The sequence below is a fragment of the Henriciella sp. AS95 genome, from assembly GCF_038900055.1.
GTDB lineage: Bacteria > Pseudomonadota > Alphaproteobacteria > Caulobacterales > Hyphomonadaceae > Henriciella.
In genome coordinates this window covers 1,815,306-1,830,109 of sequence record NZ_JBBMQM010000001.1, presented here as the reverse complement: position 1 = coordinate 1,830,109, position 14,804 = coordinate 1,815,306, and the positions used below count along the sequence as shown (strand labels likewise).

The 14,804-nt window shown below is 56.5% G+C and carries 15 protein-coding genes and 2 tRNA genes; 5 read left to right on the top strand and 12 right to left on the bottom strand.

Annotated elements, in window-relative coordinates; genetic code table 11:
• Nucleotides 1-96 precede the first annotated feature (96 nt).
• A complete protein-coding gene (locus WNY37_RS09105; protein WP_342973142.1) occupies nt 97-846 on the top strand; it encodes a DUF481 domain-containing protein in 750 nt (249 codons plus the stop codon).
• On the opposite strand, the gene WNY37_RS09100 is transcribed toward WNY37_RS09105, so the two are convergent.
• The 10 genes from WNY37_RS09100 to WNY37_RS09055 form a co-directional block, all read right to left on the bottom strand.
• On the bottom strand, nt 843-2,132 hold the full coding sequence (locus tag WNY37_RS09100) for a cystathionine gamma-synthase family protein (protein WP_342973141.1): 1,290 nt from the start codon (nt 2,130-2,132) through the stop codon (nt 843-845). The two genes, WNY37_RS09105 and WNY37_RS09100, sit on opposite strands and share 4 nt — an antisense overlap.
• Before the next feature lie 128 nt (nt 2,133-2,260).
• Nucleotides 2,261-3,652, bottom strand: coding sequence for a hypothetical protein (locus WNY37_RS09095; RefSeq protein WP_342973140.1), 1,392 nt, complete (start codon nt 3,650-3,652; stop codon nt 2,261-2,263).
• Between the two features lie 207 nt (nt 3,653-3,859).
• The gene (locus WNY37_RS09090; RefSeq protein WP_342973139.1) at nt 3,860-4,477 is read right to left on the bottom strand and encodes a TonB family protein; all 618 of its coding nucleotides are present in this window, start codon (nt 4,475-4,477) and stop codon (nt 3,860-3,862) included.
• Nucleotides 4,478-4,662: 185 nt separating this feature from the next.
• Nucleotides 4,663-5,289, bottom strand: a complete 627-nt coding sequence (locus WNY37_RS09085) for a TonB family protein (protein ID WP_342973138.1) — start codon at nt 5,287-5,289, stop codon at nt 4,663-4,665.
• Nucleotides 5,290-5,298: 9 nt separating this feature from the next.
• Nucleotides 5,299-5,712: a biopolymer transporter ExbD gene (locus tag WNY37_RS09080; protein ID WP_342973137.1), complete on the bottom strand. Its 414-nt coding sequence runs from the start codon at nt 5,710-5,712 to the stop codon at nt 5,299-5,301.
• Between the two features lie 8 nt (nt 5,713-5,720).
• Nucleotides 5,721-6,131 (bottom strand): biopolymer transporter ExbD, encoded by a 411-nt coding sequence (locus WNY37_RS09075; protein WP_342973136.1) that lies wholly within the window; start codon nt 6,129-6,131, stop codon nt 5,721-5,723.
• Nucleotides 6,131-6,646: a MotA/TolQ/ExbB proton channel family protein gene (locus WNY37_RS09070; protein ID WP_342973135.1), complete on the bottom strand. Its 516-nt coding sequence runs from the start codon at nt 6,644-6,646 to the stop codon at nt 6,131-6,133. Before WNY37_RS09070 ends, WNY37_RS09075 begins: the two co-directional genes overlap by 1 nt.
• Nucleotides 6,647-6,675: 29 nt before the next feature.
• Nucleotides 6,676-8,076: a MotA/TolQ/ExbB proton channel family protein gene (locus WNY37_RS09065; protein ID WP_342973134.1), complete on the bottom strand. Its 1,401-nt coding sequence runs from the start codon at nt 8,074-8,076 to the stop codon at nt 6,676-6,678.
• A 19-nt stretch (nt 8,077-8,095) separates the two neighbouring features.
• Nucleotides 8,096-8,878 (bottom strand): DUF3450 domain-containing protein, encoded by a 783-nt coding sequence (locus WNY37_RS09060; RefSeq protein WP_342973133.1) that lies wholly within the window; start codon nt 8,876-8,878, stop codon nt 8,096-8,098.
• Nucleotides 8,879-9,371: 493 nt separating this feature from the next.
• A tRNA-Gln gene (locus WNY37_RS09055) sits at nt 9,372-9,446 on the bottom strand.
• 148 nt (nt 9,447-9,594) lie between these two features.
• Here WNY37_RS09055 and WNY37_RS09050 point away from each other — a divergent pair.
• The 3 genes from WNY37_RS09050 to WNY37_RS09040 all read left to right on the top strand — a co-directional run bounded on the left by WNY37_RS09050 (nt 9,595) and on the right by WNY37_RS09040 (nt 12,029).
• Nucleotides 9,595-9,671 (top strand) — tRNA-Pro (locus WNY37_RS09050).
• A 118-nt stretch (nt 9,672-9,789) separates the two neighbouring features.
• Entirely contained in the window at nt 9,790-11,571 is a 1,782-nt protein-coding gene (gene sppA, locus WNY37_RS09045) for a signal peptide peptidase SppA (protein WP_342973132.1), read from the top strand.
• A 113-nt stretch (nt 11,572-11,684) separates the two neighbouring features.
• Nucleotides 11,685-12,029, top strand: coding sequence for a chorismate mutase (locus WNY37_RS09040; protein WP_342973131.1), 345 nt, complete (start codon nt 11,685-11,687; stop codon nt 12,027-12,029).
• Here the strand turns inward: WNY37_RS09040 and WNY37_RS09035 are convergent.
• Complete coding sequence (locus WNY37_RS09035; protein WP_342973130.1) at nt 11,978-12,364, bottom strand: Hpt domain-containing protein; 387 nt, start codon at nt 12,362-12,364, stop codon at nt 11,978-11,980. The two genes, WNY37_RS09040 and WNY37_RS09035, sit on opposite strands and share 52 nt — an antisense overlap.
• Before the next feature lie 156 nt (nt 12,365-12,520).
• Here WNY37_RS09035 and WNY37_RS09030 point away from each other — a divergent pair, with 156 nt between their 5' ends.
• A complete protein-coding gene (locus tag WNY37_RS09030; protein ID WP_342973129.1) occupies nt 12,521-12,664 on the top strand; it encodes a hypothetical protein in 144 nt (47 codons plus the stop codon).
• Between the two features lie 75 nt (nt 12,665-12,739).
• Here the strand turns inward: WNY37_RS09030 and acs are convergent, their stop codons facing one another.
• Nucleotides 12,740-14,698 carry an acetate--CoA ligase gene (gene acs / locus WNY37_RS09025; RefSeq protein ID WP_342973128.1) on the bottom strand — a complete coding sequence of 653 codons (1,959 nt, stop codon included), beginning with the start codon at nt 14,696-14,698 and terminating at the stop codon, nt 12,740-12,742.
• Between the last annotated feature and the right edge of the window lie 106 nt (nt 14,699-14,804).

The window sequence follows — 14,804 nt, the reverse complement described above, 5'->3', positions numbered from 1 at the left end:
TCATGCACAGAAGGCGTGTCACCACAGGCTTTCTGGTTAACGAGTTGTTTCCAGTGATTTGAGAGGAGGTGGGCAAAAGCAACCAAGAGACTGACCATGACCAAGCGTATTTCCTTAATCCTCACCGCAAGCATCTGCCTTGCCCCGTTCGCAGCGGCTGATGATGGCTGGACAGGTGAAGGCTCGTTTAGCGCAGGATACACGACTGGTAATACCGAAACGACCGACCTCGGCCTCGCAGTGAAACTGAATCGGGACGTCGGCATCTGGACGTATACCGGCGAAGCGGCGGCTGATTACGGCGAAACAGAGTCCATCGAAACAAAGAACCGTTTTTTCCTTGCGGGTGAAGTCGACCGGCAGCTTGGCGACAAGTTGTTCGGCTTTGGGCGAACTTCCTATGAGCAAGATGAGTTCTCCGGCTTTGATTCGCGATTCTTCGCTGGCGTCGGCCTGGGTTATCCGCTCATCGAAACGGAACAGACGAACTGGAGTGTACAGGGTGGTCCGGGCATCAAGATTGACGAGGTCCGCGACAGATTCGTCGACGTCAATGGCGTGCCGACACTGGTGCCAGGCTCAACCGAACAATCCTTCTCTGTTATTGCGAGTTCGGACTTCAGCCATAAATTCAACGAAGCGGTCAGCCTGACCAATTCCACCAACGCCATCTACGCCCAGGAATCGACCCAGCTCGGTAATGTCATTGCGCTCACCGCTGCTTTGACCGACACATTTTCAGCACGGTTCTCGTTTGATGTGCGCCATGACACAAACCCGCCTGAGGGCTTTGAAGCGACGGATACAGTGACCCGCGCTTCTATTGTCTACGCCTTCGGCAACTAGACTTTCTCAAGCGCCTGGGTGAGGTCGGCGATGAGGTCTTCCGGGGCCTCAATGCCGACCGAAAACCGCACCAATCCATCGGTAAATCCGATACGTTTACGGATGTCCTCTGCCACCCCCGAATGCGTCGTCGATCCCGGGTGGCACATAAGGCTCTCAGTACCGCCGAGACTGACTGCAAGTTTGACCAGTTGGAGAGAGTCGAGCAATCGGAATGCCGCTTCCTTTCCGCCCTTCACGTCAAACGAGAAGGTTGAGCCAGCCGCTTCGCACTGCTCATCAAACACCTTCTTTTGCGGATCACCCGCCTCCAGGAATGCCGGGTACATCACCTTGCCGACCTTGGCGTGGTCGCGCAGAAATTCTGCACAGATGCGCGCATTGTCGAACGCTTTCTCCATGCGCAAACGAACGGTTTCCAATGACCTTGTCACCAGCCAGCAGGTGTGAGCATCGAGCGTCGTACCGAGATAGTTTCGCACGCGCCTGATCTTGGCGATCGCATCTTCGCTGCCAATGGCCGCGCCAGCGACCAGATCAGAGTGACCACCGATATATTTTGTTAGCGAGTACAGCGCGACGTCGGCGCCGTGCTTCAACGGAACATGACCGATAGGCCCCATCATTGTGTTGTCGCACATGATGATGGGGCGATTGCCGGTTTCCTTTTCAATCGTGTCTGCGACCCGTGCGCAGGCCTCGATATCAACCAGCGCACAGGTGGGATTCGCAGGGGATTCTGTGAAGATCACACTGAGCGGCCCTTCCGCGGCGGCCTTCCGAGCCTGCTCCAGAATCTGATCCTCCGTGGCCCACGCGTCCATCTCGAATGGCGTAACACCAAAATCCGGCATGAAGGTCCGCATGAAGACTTCGGTACCGCCATAGAGCGGGCTGGAGTGCAGAATCGTCGTGCCTGCACCTGCGCACGCCAGAAGCGCGGTTGTAATCGCCCCCATCCCGGATGAGAAAACAAGCGCGTGTTCGCCAGCATCGTACAGCGTCAAGCGATCCTCGAGCACTTCCATATTCGGATTGTTGAAGCGCGTATAGATAAGGTCAGCTTCGTCCGGATCGCCCTCTTCTCTCTTTCCGGCAAGTTGACGGAACAAAGCCTCACCGTCGCGCGCAGATTTGAATGCAAAAGTCGACGTCATGAAAATTGGTGGCTTGATTGAACCCTCAGACATGGCCGGATCGAAGCCGTAGCCCATCACCAATGATTCTGGCTTGAGCTCATGTTCACCGATCTTGCGCTTGCGATAGGACTTGTCTGGTTTCGCCATCAATATCTCCCGAACTTTGGTTGCAAGTGAAACCATTTGACAGGCAGATGCAAGCAGACTTGCGAGCCGAAATAGAAAAACCCCGGCGCCAGGGCCGGGGTTCTCCGTAATTTAATTAGGCTGAAAGATCAGCTGCCGCCGAGCTTCGCCAGCTCTTCTTCTGCAGCTGCCAGTCGCTCGTCAACTGTGGCGCAAGCCTCTGGAGCGTTGCCTTCACCAAGAACTGCGAGTTGAGCACAACGCTCTTTCTCATTCTTGGTGTCCTGAACGAGGCTCTGAGCTTCAAAGCGAACCAGGGCAACTTCGGTGGCTTCCTCGGAGTCCATAAAGGCGAGCCAGCCGCGGCCACCGCGATTGTTTGCGTTCCTGAAGGCTTCGCGGGCACCAGCACGGTCATCGCGTTCATAGCGCGACTGTCCGATCAGCACCCAGGCGAGACCTTTGTCTTTCACGCCGCCCGTATTGATCGCCTTGGTCAGCGAGTCTTCCGCCTTTGCCCACTCCTGTAGCTCGGCGTAGGACCGACCCAGACGCTCATACATCGCGCCGCTATTGTTCATGCGGGCGGCTTCTTCGATGACGGGGATCGCTTTGTCGAACTCGCGAGCCACCTGATAAAGGTTGGCCAGCAATTCCATACGCTCATACGTCTTCGAGATACGACCGGCGTTCATTTCCTTTTCGAGGATACGAGCAGCCGGATAAGGCGCATTGAAGCGGTTGTAGAAGTTCACGATCCGCATCAGTTCGTCTTCGGTCTTCAGAATTCCGCCAAGGTACATGGCTTTCTGGACTTCGAACGCCTTGCGCTCTTCTTCAGCCTGGAAGTAGTCGCCAGCGATCGCATCCCAGAGTTTCCGCTCATTCGGATTCTTCGCGAGAAGCTGCTCAAGCAGCTGCGCCTTTTTAGCGCGCTGGTTGGTGGCGTCGTAGAGATAGATCAGGAAGTCGTAGACCTGACGGTCCGCATTCGGGCCGTCTTTGGCAAAGACCTGCTCTGCCCATTTGAGCGACTCCTCGTTGCGGTCCAGCTTCTGGTTGATAACAGCCAGTTGCCACATACCGTCACGATCGGGTTTGCCGCCCGCTCTGATCCACTTTTGCGAATACTCAAGCGCCTTGTCCAAGTCGTTCTGGCTGAGATAGATTTGGAAGATATTGTAGTAGGTGTTCTTCGCCTCACTGGCAGGAATGTAGCCTTGGTCGAGAGCTGCCTCGAGGTCACGCACAGCACCAGCCGCGTCGCCTGCTTCAATCTTGATCGCCGCACCGAGTTTCAGGGCAGCGCCCTGCTCATAGCAGTTAAGCTCCAGATTGCGCAGCTGGTTTAGAGCCTGAAGGGCTGCCTGGGCATTCTTGTTCTGCAGCAATTCCGATTCAGCTTTAAGATAAAGCTCGCCAGTTTTAGAGCCAAATTCAGTCGCTTCGCAGCTTGCTGCCTGAGCAATCGCTGCACCGGCGCCAAAACAAGAAATGGCGCTAGCAATGACCGCCCCTTTCAAGATCGCCTTGATAGTCATGGTGTCTCACTCCTTTTGCCGTCACCGGCGGGTCGTCGTTGGCAGACGCTGTAACTGCAACAGCGACTACGATTTGTCTGAAAGGTCCGCCCTCTTTTTATAAGGGTTATAGGCGATCACTTTCGCGAAATAATGTTCCATTAAGATATGAGCGGTCAGGCTCGCCGCGTCAACGCTTTGCGCCCGACCTTGTGCATCAAACTGCCCTCAAAGCCGAAACTCGATCGGATAGACGACATTTTGCCTTTCAACTGCCTGTCCACGACGCACCATTGGGGCGAATTGAACACGGGAAACGGCTCTGGTGGCTTCACGTTCGAATCCTGAATGGGAACAGATTGCAGACACATTGTAGGGTCGCCCCCGCGTGTCGACATCGAATCGCACTTCGCATTCACCCTCCACGCCGCGCTGAGCCAAAGACCTCGGATAATCGACAATAGGGGGACTGATCGGCTGGATGTCCCGATTTCCGATTACAGCTGGCTCGACATCGAGGCCGCTGAGAATATTCGTGTCGATGGTCGCGGGGACCGCGCCAGAAAAAGGCACAACCGGAATATTGATTGTCCCTGGCGCTGCTGCAAACTTGGGTGGCGGCGTCGGCCGTTCCGCTATCGGCAGGAGTTCGGGTCTCGTTGACGGCGCCGGGTCGTCTTTTGAAGTCGGCTTGGCGATAAACGCAGTCAGGTCACGTTCCGGCACAGGTTCTGGCGGCACATAATCTACCGCAATCATAGACTGCATGAACGAGTAAAGTCCGAAGACGATCAGACCCGCCAAGGGAAGACCGAAAGCCGGACGGAAGAACGCATTCTGAAACATGAGCTAGCCTCCAATTGTTGTTATTATGTAATAATATTACCCTTCATCTTACGTTACGTCAATTCAGCCGCTTCCACAGAATGACCAAGGCCAGTCACTGAGAATCGCTTGCGTTGATCTCCGAACAGAAAAAGGGCCCTCCAGATCTGAAGGGCCCCTTATCAATTCGTTGCTTGCGCTGCAGACTAGTTGTCGAGCTGAAACTCCAGCGGGTAAACCACGTTACGGCGTTCAGCTGGTTGTCCACGCACAATCTTCGGCGCGAACTCCACACGGCTCACAGCACGCTCGGCTTCGCGCTTGAACACGCTGTCCGAACAGTTCGCCTGGACGTTATAAGGACGCCCACGCGTATCCACATCGAAGCGAACATCACAAGTACCTTCAATCCCCCGCTCAGCAGCGCGTGACGGATAGGTCGGCACTGGTGGGCGGATCGGCTGCGCATCACGGTCCGAAATCGCCACTGGGTCGATCGCAAGCGAATCGAGACGCTGGATGTTCAGTTCGGTCGGCGCGGACCCCTGAATGTTCGGGGTTGGCAGATCGATATCTGAACGCGTCGCCGACATTTTCGGCGGTGGAGGCGGCTTGTCGGCCGACTGAATTCGCTGCGCCTTGTTACGGGCACGCGTGCGAACTTCAGTGTCTTCCTCGGACGGTGTAATCCGCGCAAGCACCCGCTCTTCTTCGACCTCAGGCTGCTGATAGTCCTGATTGATCATGGAATACATGAAGGTGAAGAGAAGATAGACAACGATCGCGGCGAGAGGGATGCCGATGACCAGTCTAATAACTGGATTGGTTAACATAGCTGTCTCCTATTCTCGCTCAACCGACACGTTGATGGCGTTTGAGCCGTCGACCTTGTTGATGACTTCCATCAACTCGATCAGAACCCCAGCCTCAGAATCCCGGTCAGCCTGAACGACGAGTTCACCCTTCGGATTATCCTCGCGCAGCTCTCGAATGCGGAAAGTAACCTCCTGCATCGGGATCTGCTCCTTGTCGATATAGATATCGCTATTGTCATCAATGGCGATAAGGATACCGAGAGGATTCTGACGCTCCAGATTATCAACGTCCTGACGAATGATATCGACGCCAGGCTCCTTGATGAACTGAGCCGTCACAATGAAGAAGATAAGAAGGATGAAGACGACGTCCAGCATCGGCGTGAGGTTGATATCCTCATCGCTGCCTTCAGAGACCAACATGCGTTTTCTACGGGCCATACTGTCTCCTACTCTTCGCTCTGAACGATGTTCACGCGATCCATCTTGGCGTTGTACGCCTCGTCACGGATCTTCACGATAATGCCTGTCCGAGCGCGGGGGTGCGCCTGGATGATAAGAGCACTGTCGGGGTTTTCCGCGCGCAGCCGCTCCATGTTCGCCCGCACACCAGCAAGTTCGGTGTAGCGACCGTTCACGGTAATCAGATTGTCTTCACCCACATAAACAAGGATCGACTGTTGCTGATCTTCCGGCGGCGTGTCCGGTGATGGAGGTGGCGGTGGCTCGAGTCCGATCGCCTCCTCCTGAATGAACGTCGAGGTCACGATGAAGAAGATGAGGAGAATAAACACCACATCAAGCATCGGCGTGAGATCGACACTGGCCTCTTCAGGCGCTTTGCCTTGTCTTCCGCGCATTAGCTGATCTCCATTTCGTCTTCGACCTGCTGGACAAGGCGGTTGACCTTACTGTCCATGCCCGAGGTGAAAATGATGCCGGAAATCGACGCAACCATGCCAGCCATTGTCGGGATGGTGGCGCGAGACACGCCGCCCGACATAGCCTTGGCGTCAGCACCATCGGTGATGGCCATGACGTCAAACACAGTCACCATGCCTGTCACCGTGCCGAGCAGACCCAGCAATGGCGCAAGGGCGACCATGGCTTTTGTCATGCTGACATTGGCTTCTGCTTTGGCGCGAACCTCAGATACCAGCTTGTCGCGGACCCAGTGAGCCAAGACGGACTTACGGTCCGCCCGGGCATTCCACTCAGCAATCGCATCTTCAGCGACTGCCTTGTGAGCGAAGCGGAAGTAGAACAGCCGCTCCAGGATCAGTGCCCACATAATGAATGTGGCCACCATGATGACAAGCAGGACTGGTCCACCCCGTGCCAGAAAGGCCTCAAGATCGTTTAGTCCTAAGTCCATGTACTAACCTCCCGAAGGAGGGAGTGGCGTTACGCCACTCCCGTGTTGGACTCTGCACGCTCGGCGACGAGGCCGGCTGCTTGCTCATCAAGGATCTGCTGATTGCCGCGAGCCAAAGAGGCCGCAACAGCGTGGAGCAGAAGCAGCGGAATAGCTGCAACCAGACCAAGAACAGTCGTCATAAGAGCAACGGAGATACCGCCTGCCATCAGCTTCGGATCGCCGGCACCAAAGTTGGTGATGGCGGTAAAGGTGATGATCATACCGATAACCGTTCCAAGAAGGCCCAGAAGCGGTGCAACAGCAGCAAGCACTTTAACGATGTCGTTGAAGCGCTCGATCTTCGGCGACTCACGCAGGATCTGTTCGTCAAGCTTCAGCTCGAGCGACTCGATGTCCTGATGACGATTGGTCTCGTAAGCTTCGAACACGCGGGCAAGCGGATTGCCCGTACCGGCCTGACGGGTTTTCGCCGTCTTGCGCATCGCTCCACCCATGAGGAACAGCGTGACAATCTTGAAGATTGCGAATGCTGCACCGATGGCGAGCAGGACGAGGATCACATAACCAACGATACCACCCTGATTAATCCGCTCACCGATCGACGGCATTTCACCTTCGACGGCGAAGAGCTGACCTTTGGTTGGATCAACTGGCGTGATGACCACTTCGCCTTCATCGGCGTTGATCAGCTTTTTCATGGCAGACGCAAAGTCGCCGCTGGGCTGAGCTTTCAGGACACGCAGATAAGGCTCATCGGTGTTTGCCGTGATGATCTCCAGGAAGCGTGTGTCGTCAGTGGTTGCAGCGGTGAAAACACCGACACGCATAACTTCGACATCAGCAACGGTTGCGTCCGGACCAGCGCCGGCAACCGACCCCGTGAAGGTTTTCACCTCAGACTGAGCGACCATTTCCTGAAGCATCGCCTTTGGCAGTGCGTCGAGGTCTTCGCGGGTCGGAAGCGACCGGGCTTCGGACACTTCAGCCAGCTTTTCAGCGCGACCGCTATACTCATAGTTTGAGAGCGATTCACGAATGATCGGCATTGTTTCACCAGCCGCCGTACGGAACTGGCCAAGAAGCTCGCCGAAGTCACCGGCTTGCGTTTCCAGCTCTGCGGAAAGCTCGGTCAGCTGACGCTCATTTTCGTCGAATTCGGCGGAGAGCGTACGGCCACGGGCTTCAGCTGCGTTGAGCTGCCCACGGGCTTCGCCCATCAGGCGAGCCTGTTCATCACGATCAGCCTTGAACTCTTGCAAACGACGCTGGTCTTCAGCGGACATCTGCTGTGAATCCTGCTGAACGCGGCGAAGGATATCGGCAAGCGACACATCCTGAGCCACCGCAGGGGCGGAAAAGGCAATTGCAGATCCCATGACCAGCGCTGTCGCGCCGAGGGCCTGCAGAGATTTTTTGAATACTTTCATCTGTATAATCCTCTGGCGCTTACTGGGCAGACACATTCAGGCGCGTCGCTGGAGCGTAAAGAACGCTCGGCGTCGTGGTGCCTTTGGCGACCTTGATGGCCTGTGCAATGTCTTCCTTGAACTTGCTTTGCACGGGCACCCAAGCGTTGGATGCACGGTCATAGCGAGCGGCGTACTTGTTGTCTGGCGACAGATAAACGAGGGCAACGCGGCCGTAGAGGAACATGTCGACCATCACCGGTTTACCGTCGATGTCGATTTCTTCCGGCCAGGTTTGGATCGTCCGACCGTACTCCATTTCACGCTTATAAGCTTCGATGATGAGGCGGTACTGCTCAACGATCGGAACCTGCGGGTTTTCCATAGCGGCCCGCAGCTCATTGATCGCTTCGGTACGCTCATTGATCTTGAAGGGAAGATCAGCCTGAAGAAAGGCTTCGAGATCCGCGATCATGTCGATCAGCATTGGCGTCGTCTGAGCCGTGATCTCATCCACGCGGCCGAGCTGCTGCTCAAGAGAGGCCAGTTCGCGGCGTTGGCTCTCGACCACTTTTTCCTGCTGGCGCGCATAGAGCTGAGCAGCCTGGGTCCGTTGAAGGAGAGTCCGGAACTCGCTGACCATATCGGAACGCTGATCGTCCAGCTGGTTAATCTGCTCCTGTACTCGCTCGGCCTTGCGAGTCGCCTGCTCTCCCGTATCCAGGGCTTGGCGCAGTTGGCCCTGGGCCACCGCGGGCATTGCCATGCCGGCAACTAGCGCCGCTGCCACGGCACCTCGCGCCGGTGTCAGTACTTTTTTCATGAGGTTTGCCTCTCACTCTCCGAATGGTCGTGCAATCAATGCACGGTGAAACTTCAATTGCGGCCCTGCCCCCTGATAATTTTGCCGGGCCGCCACTCTGCTAAATCGGACACACACACAAGTCCGCAGTCGAAGGAGGAGATGTGGAAACACCTCTGACCTCCCCCAAATTTTCCGGAGTGCTTGTTACACTCTCTTATTCTTCAGATTTACGGCTAACGCCTGAAGGTCGCCGAAGCGACCACCGCACCCGACGCTAGCAACAGCTAAGCTCCGGATCAATGGCCCTTTAGAAACCGTTTAAAAAACTTACCGAATTGTAGCGCAAGCACAATCACGCATCACAGTACTGATTTTCATGACAAAATCACGATGACAGCACAATAAGGGCCGAGTCGATGCAGGAGTGATCGATTATTGGACGGCTTGAATAGTCGAGGCACAGCGACGCGACTGCGTAAGCGCTACACGACATTTCAATGTGAAAGAAGAGTGGCTGGGGTGCCAGGATTCGAACCTGGGAATGCCGATACCAAAAACCGGTGCCTTACCACTTGGCGACACCCCAACAGCGGAAGAAGGCCGGGACATACTCAATCCGGTTTCAGCTTGCAACTCCCAAACTGAAGCAAAAGACAGCTGCGAAATCCTGTAACTCGTCAGACGGTCCGCCTTGTCAGCTGTAGCCCTCTATTATATAGGCGCTCGCCTCGGCTCGGAATATAGCTCAGCCTGGTAGAGCACCGTCTTCGGGAGGCGGGGGTCGGAGGTTCGAATCCTCCTATTCCGACCAATCTCCCTTCTTCAGGTTCCATAGCAATCCCATCGATGAGTGACATCCGCTCTTTACTTTTATTCGATAAAGATCATATCGATTATTGATAAACGTGACGGTTCGGAGGTTTTTGGTCGTGCGGACATTTTTTGTGGCACTTGGAGGCGCGGTTCTTGGCGCGCTGCTGGGAGCAGTCCTACTTTTCTTTATCGCCTCTGCTGCCATAGGCGGATGGATCAATTCAGCTGGCGCCTCGTTGTCGGGCGGAGATGAGACCCCCGCTTCAGCGGTTCTTTCCATAGATCTTCGTGACCAGCTTGCTGATCAGCCCGCAACAAGCGGATTGGGTGCGCTGTTTGGTGAGAAGGGATTCGTCAACGTTCTGACGCGCCTCGATGCCGCCAAGTCCGACCCATCGGTCAAAGGCGTCCTGATAAGAGCGAGCGAATACTCTGTCGGTTCGTCGCGTGCCGAAGAATTGCGCGACGCTATTCATGAGCTGCGCGATCAGGGCAAGTTCGTAATCGTGCATTCACAAGGCACTTATGCGGGCGGGCCGTCCATGATGCGCATCATGGCAGCAGCCGACGACATCGTTGTCCAACCGGGCGGAGATTTCCTGCCGGGCGGCATCACGTTTGAAACCATGTTCCTCAAAGGCCTTTTCGACAAGCTCGACGTCCGGGCGGAGATTGAACAGTTCTACGAGTACAAGAACGCCCCCAACGTCTACAAGCAGACCGACTACACGCCCGCGCACCGCGAAGCGATGACGGTGCTCGCCGAATCGCTCTGGGAATCGACAGTCGCGGACATCGCTGCAGATCGCGGCCTCACGGTCGAAGCGGTCAAAGACGCCTTCAATGCGGCACCGCTTAGCCCCGATACGCTTATCGACCTCGGTCTGGCTACGGAGCTCGGATGGCCGGAAGACGCAATGGACATGGCTAAGGAGCGCGGCGGCGAAGGCACTGAAATCATCGATGTTCTCTCTTACACCCCGAAATCGGCGCCGATTGGCACGCCCGCAATCGCCATCGTCGGCGGCGAAGGGGCAATCGTGACCGGCGGAAGCAATGGCGACCTATTCAATGGCGGCCCTGCATTCGCATCCGACCAAATCGCCGGCGCGATCCTCGAGGCTGGGCGTAACGACCGGGTCAAGGCGATCGTGTTCCGCGTTGACAGTCCCGGCGGCTCTCCGACCGCATCCGATCAGATCTGGCGCGCCGTGCAACGCGTTCAGGAAATGGACAAGCCGGTCGTGGTCTCTATGGGGTCAGTCGCAGCATCAGGTGGATATTATGTTTCGACGGGCGCCGACTGGATTGTTGCCAACCCTTCGACGATTACCGGTTCCATCGGCATTTTTGGCGGCAAGTTCGCCCTCGCTGACGGCCTTCGTCAAATCGGCATCAATACCGAAGCGATTACGGTTGGCGGCCCCTTCTCTGGTGCGATGACAACGCTCGAAGGCTTTGATGAAGAACAGCGCAGCCGCCTCCACGCCTGGCTCGAACGGGGTTACGACCGCTTCATCAGCCTCGTCGCGGAAGGTCGCAATATGAGCGAAGCGGATGTCCGCGAAATCGCCAAGGGGCGGGTCTGGACGGGACAGGACGGCCTGGAAGTTGGCATTGTGGACCAACTTGGCGGCTTGATGGATGCAATCGAAAAAGCCCGCGAACTCGCTGGAATTGCTGACGATGAAGAAAGCCGCATCATGTTCTACCCTGTGCCACAGGGCGGACTCCCGGGCTTCGGTCCGATGGCAGAAGCGTCAGCCAGTGATCTCGGCACGTTGGCCCGAGCCGCAGAGGTCCTGGAGGATGAGCGCGTCCAGATGCTGATCGAGCAAGGAGGCGTACTCAATGGGTCGCCCGTCCAAGCTCGCGGACCGGCCTTCATTGAGCGCTAGCAAAGCTGGTAGAACTCACTCTGCCGACTATATATGCGTCGAGCCGCCACACCACTGTGTCTGGCGGCTCGTCTTATTTGATGAGAAGTCATAGGGGTTTATCAGGAGCCGACATGTCAGATACCGCCGCCCCCGATACTCGCCGCCATACCGCGCAGACCGCGCAAACAATGGCCGATGTGCGTTACGAGATTGATCGCCTTGATCGCGAACTCGTCAAACTCCTGGAAGAACGACAGTCGTTCATGGATGCCGCCGCGCGAATCAAAGGCACCCGTAAAAGCGTGCATGACCGCGCCCGGATTGAAGATGTCATCACCAAAGTGGTCGCTGAGGCGAAACGGCAAGGACTGTCTCCAGCAATCGCCGAACCTGTCTGGCGGACGCTGATCGATCGTTGCATTGCTTACGAATTTGAAGCTTTCGATGCTCTCAAGCCCGGCTTGGACAAGGCATGAGTTGCGCGCCCGCACGCTTCCAGCGTCATGGCAATCTGATCCTTCACCTCATTTAGCAATAGGGCCGCCCCCGCCACAGTTGGTGGAAGGTCGCGTCCGGCCGCTTCCGCCTTCTTGCAAGAGTCCGCCAGGTCATTTGCTCCAATACTGAGCGCTGCGCCTTTCAGGGTATGAGCCGCATCGGCCCACTGGCCAGGCTCGGCGCGCGGATCAAGCAATCTCGACCAGATGGCCGCTTGCTGCCTGAAGATGTCGATGACCTCTTCAGCAAGATCCGCATCGCCCCCGGTCATTGAAAGCAGATGTTCGATGTCGATTTCGGTGCGCGCTGTCATGGATAAATCAGCCCTCTGATATTGCGCACACTAGTCGCAGGCTTTGCTTATCCACTCGTTAAAGATCAATCTCACAAGCGCGCTACTTTTGTAATTGCCTATGAAACCTTGTCAGCGTATAATACTTTATCGAATTTCTATTAGGTGGACAGAATCATGATTGCCGCATTGATCGCCGTACGCGACTTCTTTGTAGCCGTACTTATCAGCTGGCTCGGCGTTGCTTCAGATACGGTCGACACGCAGAAAGACACTGAGACTGTAAAGCCGAACGCGGTCTCGACCGCCATGCTGCGTTAAAGTTTAGCAGGTCCCCATCGGGGGCGCACATCAAGAGTGAGCGCAGGCTGTCGGGCCTGCGCTCTTTTTTTGTGCTCAAGCGTGGACCTTGCGATTCTGGCGCCCTTCGATGAGTTGGTCGACGACTTCGGGTTCAGCGAGGGTCGAGGTGTCGCCTAGATTGTCAAAGCTGTCTTCTGCAATCTTGCGCAGGATGCGGCGCATGATTTTCCCCGAACGCGTCTTCGGCAATCCGGGGGCAAACTGGATGAGATCGGGGCTCGCGATCGGGCCGATTTCCGAGCGTACATGTTTGACGAGTTCGGCCTTTAGCTCATCGCTCGGTTCTACGTCCGCCACGGTCGTGACATAGGCATAGATACCCTGCCCCTTGATATCGTGCGGATACCCGACCACCGCTGCTTCAGCCACGCCATCGTGAGACACCAGAGCGCTTTCGACTTCTGCCGTGCCCATACGGTGGCCCGAGACATTGATGACGTCATCGACCCGTCCGGTGATCCAGAAGAAGCCGCCCTCGTCGCGGCGGCAGCCATCTCCGGTGAAATAGTTGCCCGGATAGGCCGAGAAATAGGTTTCGATAAAGCGCTGATGATCACCATAAACGGTCCGCATCTGGCCAGGCCAGCTGTCGGTAAGAATCAGATTGCCTTCGGTGGCGCCGCGCAGTTCGTGGCCTTCGGCATCAACCAGTTTAGGCTTCACGCCGAAGAAGGGGTGTGAGCCTGCACCCGGTTTCATCTCCGTGGTCCCCGGCAGTGGCACGATCATGGTACCGCCTGTCTCGGTCTGCCACCAGGTGTCGACAATCGGGCAGCGCTCTTCGCCGACAACCTTGAAATACCATTCCCAGGCTTCCGGGTTGATGGGCTCACCCACCGTGCCCAGCAGGCGGATGGAGGACCGGTCGGTCGATTTCACGGGGCCATCGCCTTCACGCATAAGCGCGCGGATCGCCGTCGGCGCCGTGTAGAAAATCGTCACACCGTGCTTGTCGCAGGCTTCCCAGAAGCGCGACGCGGTCGGATAAGTCGGCACCCCTTCGAACATGACCGATGTCGCGCCATTCGCGAGCGGGCCATAGACGATATATGTGTGGCCCGTCACCCAGCCGACATCGGCAGAGCACCAGAAGACATCATCTTCTTTTAGATCAAAGACATATTCATGCGTCATCGACGCCCAGACGAGGTAGCCGCCGCAGGTGTGCAGCACGCCTTTCGGTTTGCCGGTCGAGCCTGACGTGTAGAGGATGAACAGCGGGTCTTCCGCATTCATCGGTTCGGGTGGACAGGTATCGGCGACGTCCGCGCCAACTTCATGCAGCCAGAGATCGCGGCCCTCTTTCATCTCGACAGCATTGCCGGTCCGGCGAACGACGAGCACCTTGTCGACCATACCATTGGCGTGATCGCAGGCTTTGTCGCAATTGGCCTTCAGCGGTACGATACGGCCGCCGCGCACGCCTTCGTCTGCCGTAATGACAAAACGGGATTCGCAATCAGTAATCCGCCCAGCCAGCGCTTCAGGAGAAAAGCCGCCGAACACGACTGAATGCACGGCGCCGATCCGCGCACAGGCGAGCATCGCCATCGCCGCCTCGACAATCATCGGCATGTAAATCGTGACGCGATCACCTTTCTTGACACCCATCTCCTTGAGGACGTTCGAGAACCGGCAGACGGCGTGGTACATCTGGCGGTAGGTCAGCGTGTGGCTATCGTCCGGCTCGTCGCCTTCCCAGATGATGGCAGGCTTGTCAGCGCGGGTCTCGAGCTGTCGATCGAGGCAGCTTTCGGTGACATTCAGCGTCCCGTCGGAAAACCATCGAACGTGTAGGTCATCCTTGTCCCAGGACACGTCTTTCACCGTGGTGAAAGGCTCCATCCACTCGATCCGCTTGCCATGTTCGGCCCAGAAGCCTTCCGGATCATCGACCGAGGCCGCATACATCTCCTTATACTTCTCCGGCGTCAGATTGGCCTTTGCCGCAAAGTCTTCCGGGACAGGGTAGGATTTGGCGTGATCGCTCATAATGGACCTCTCAGGAGTTTCCTCTGGATTATGTCCCCTAACATGACGACGCTGGCCGCGTTTGTGAAGTGGGCGATCGGGGTCAAATTATAGGCCGATTATGGGC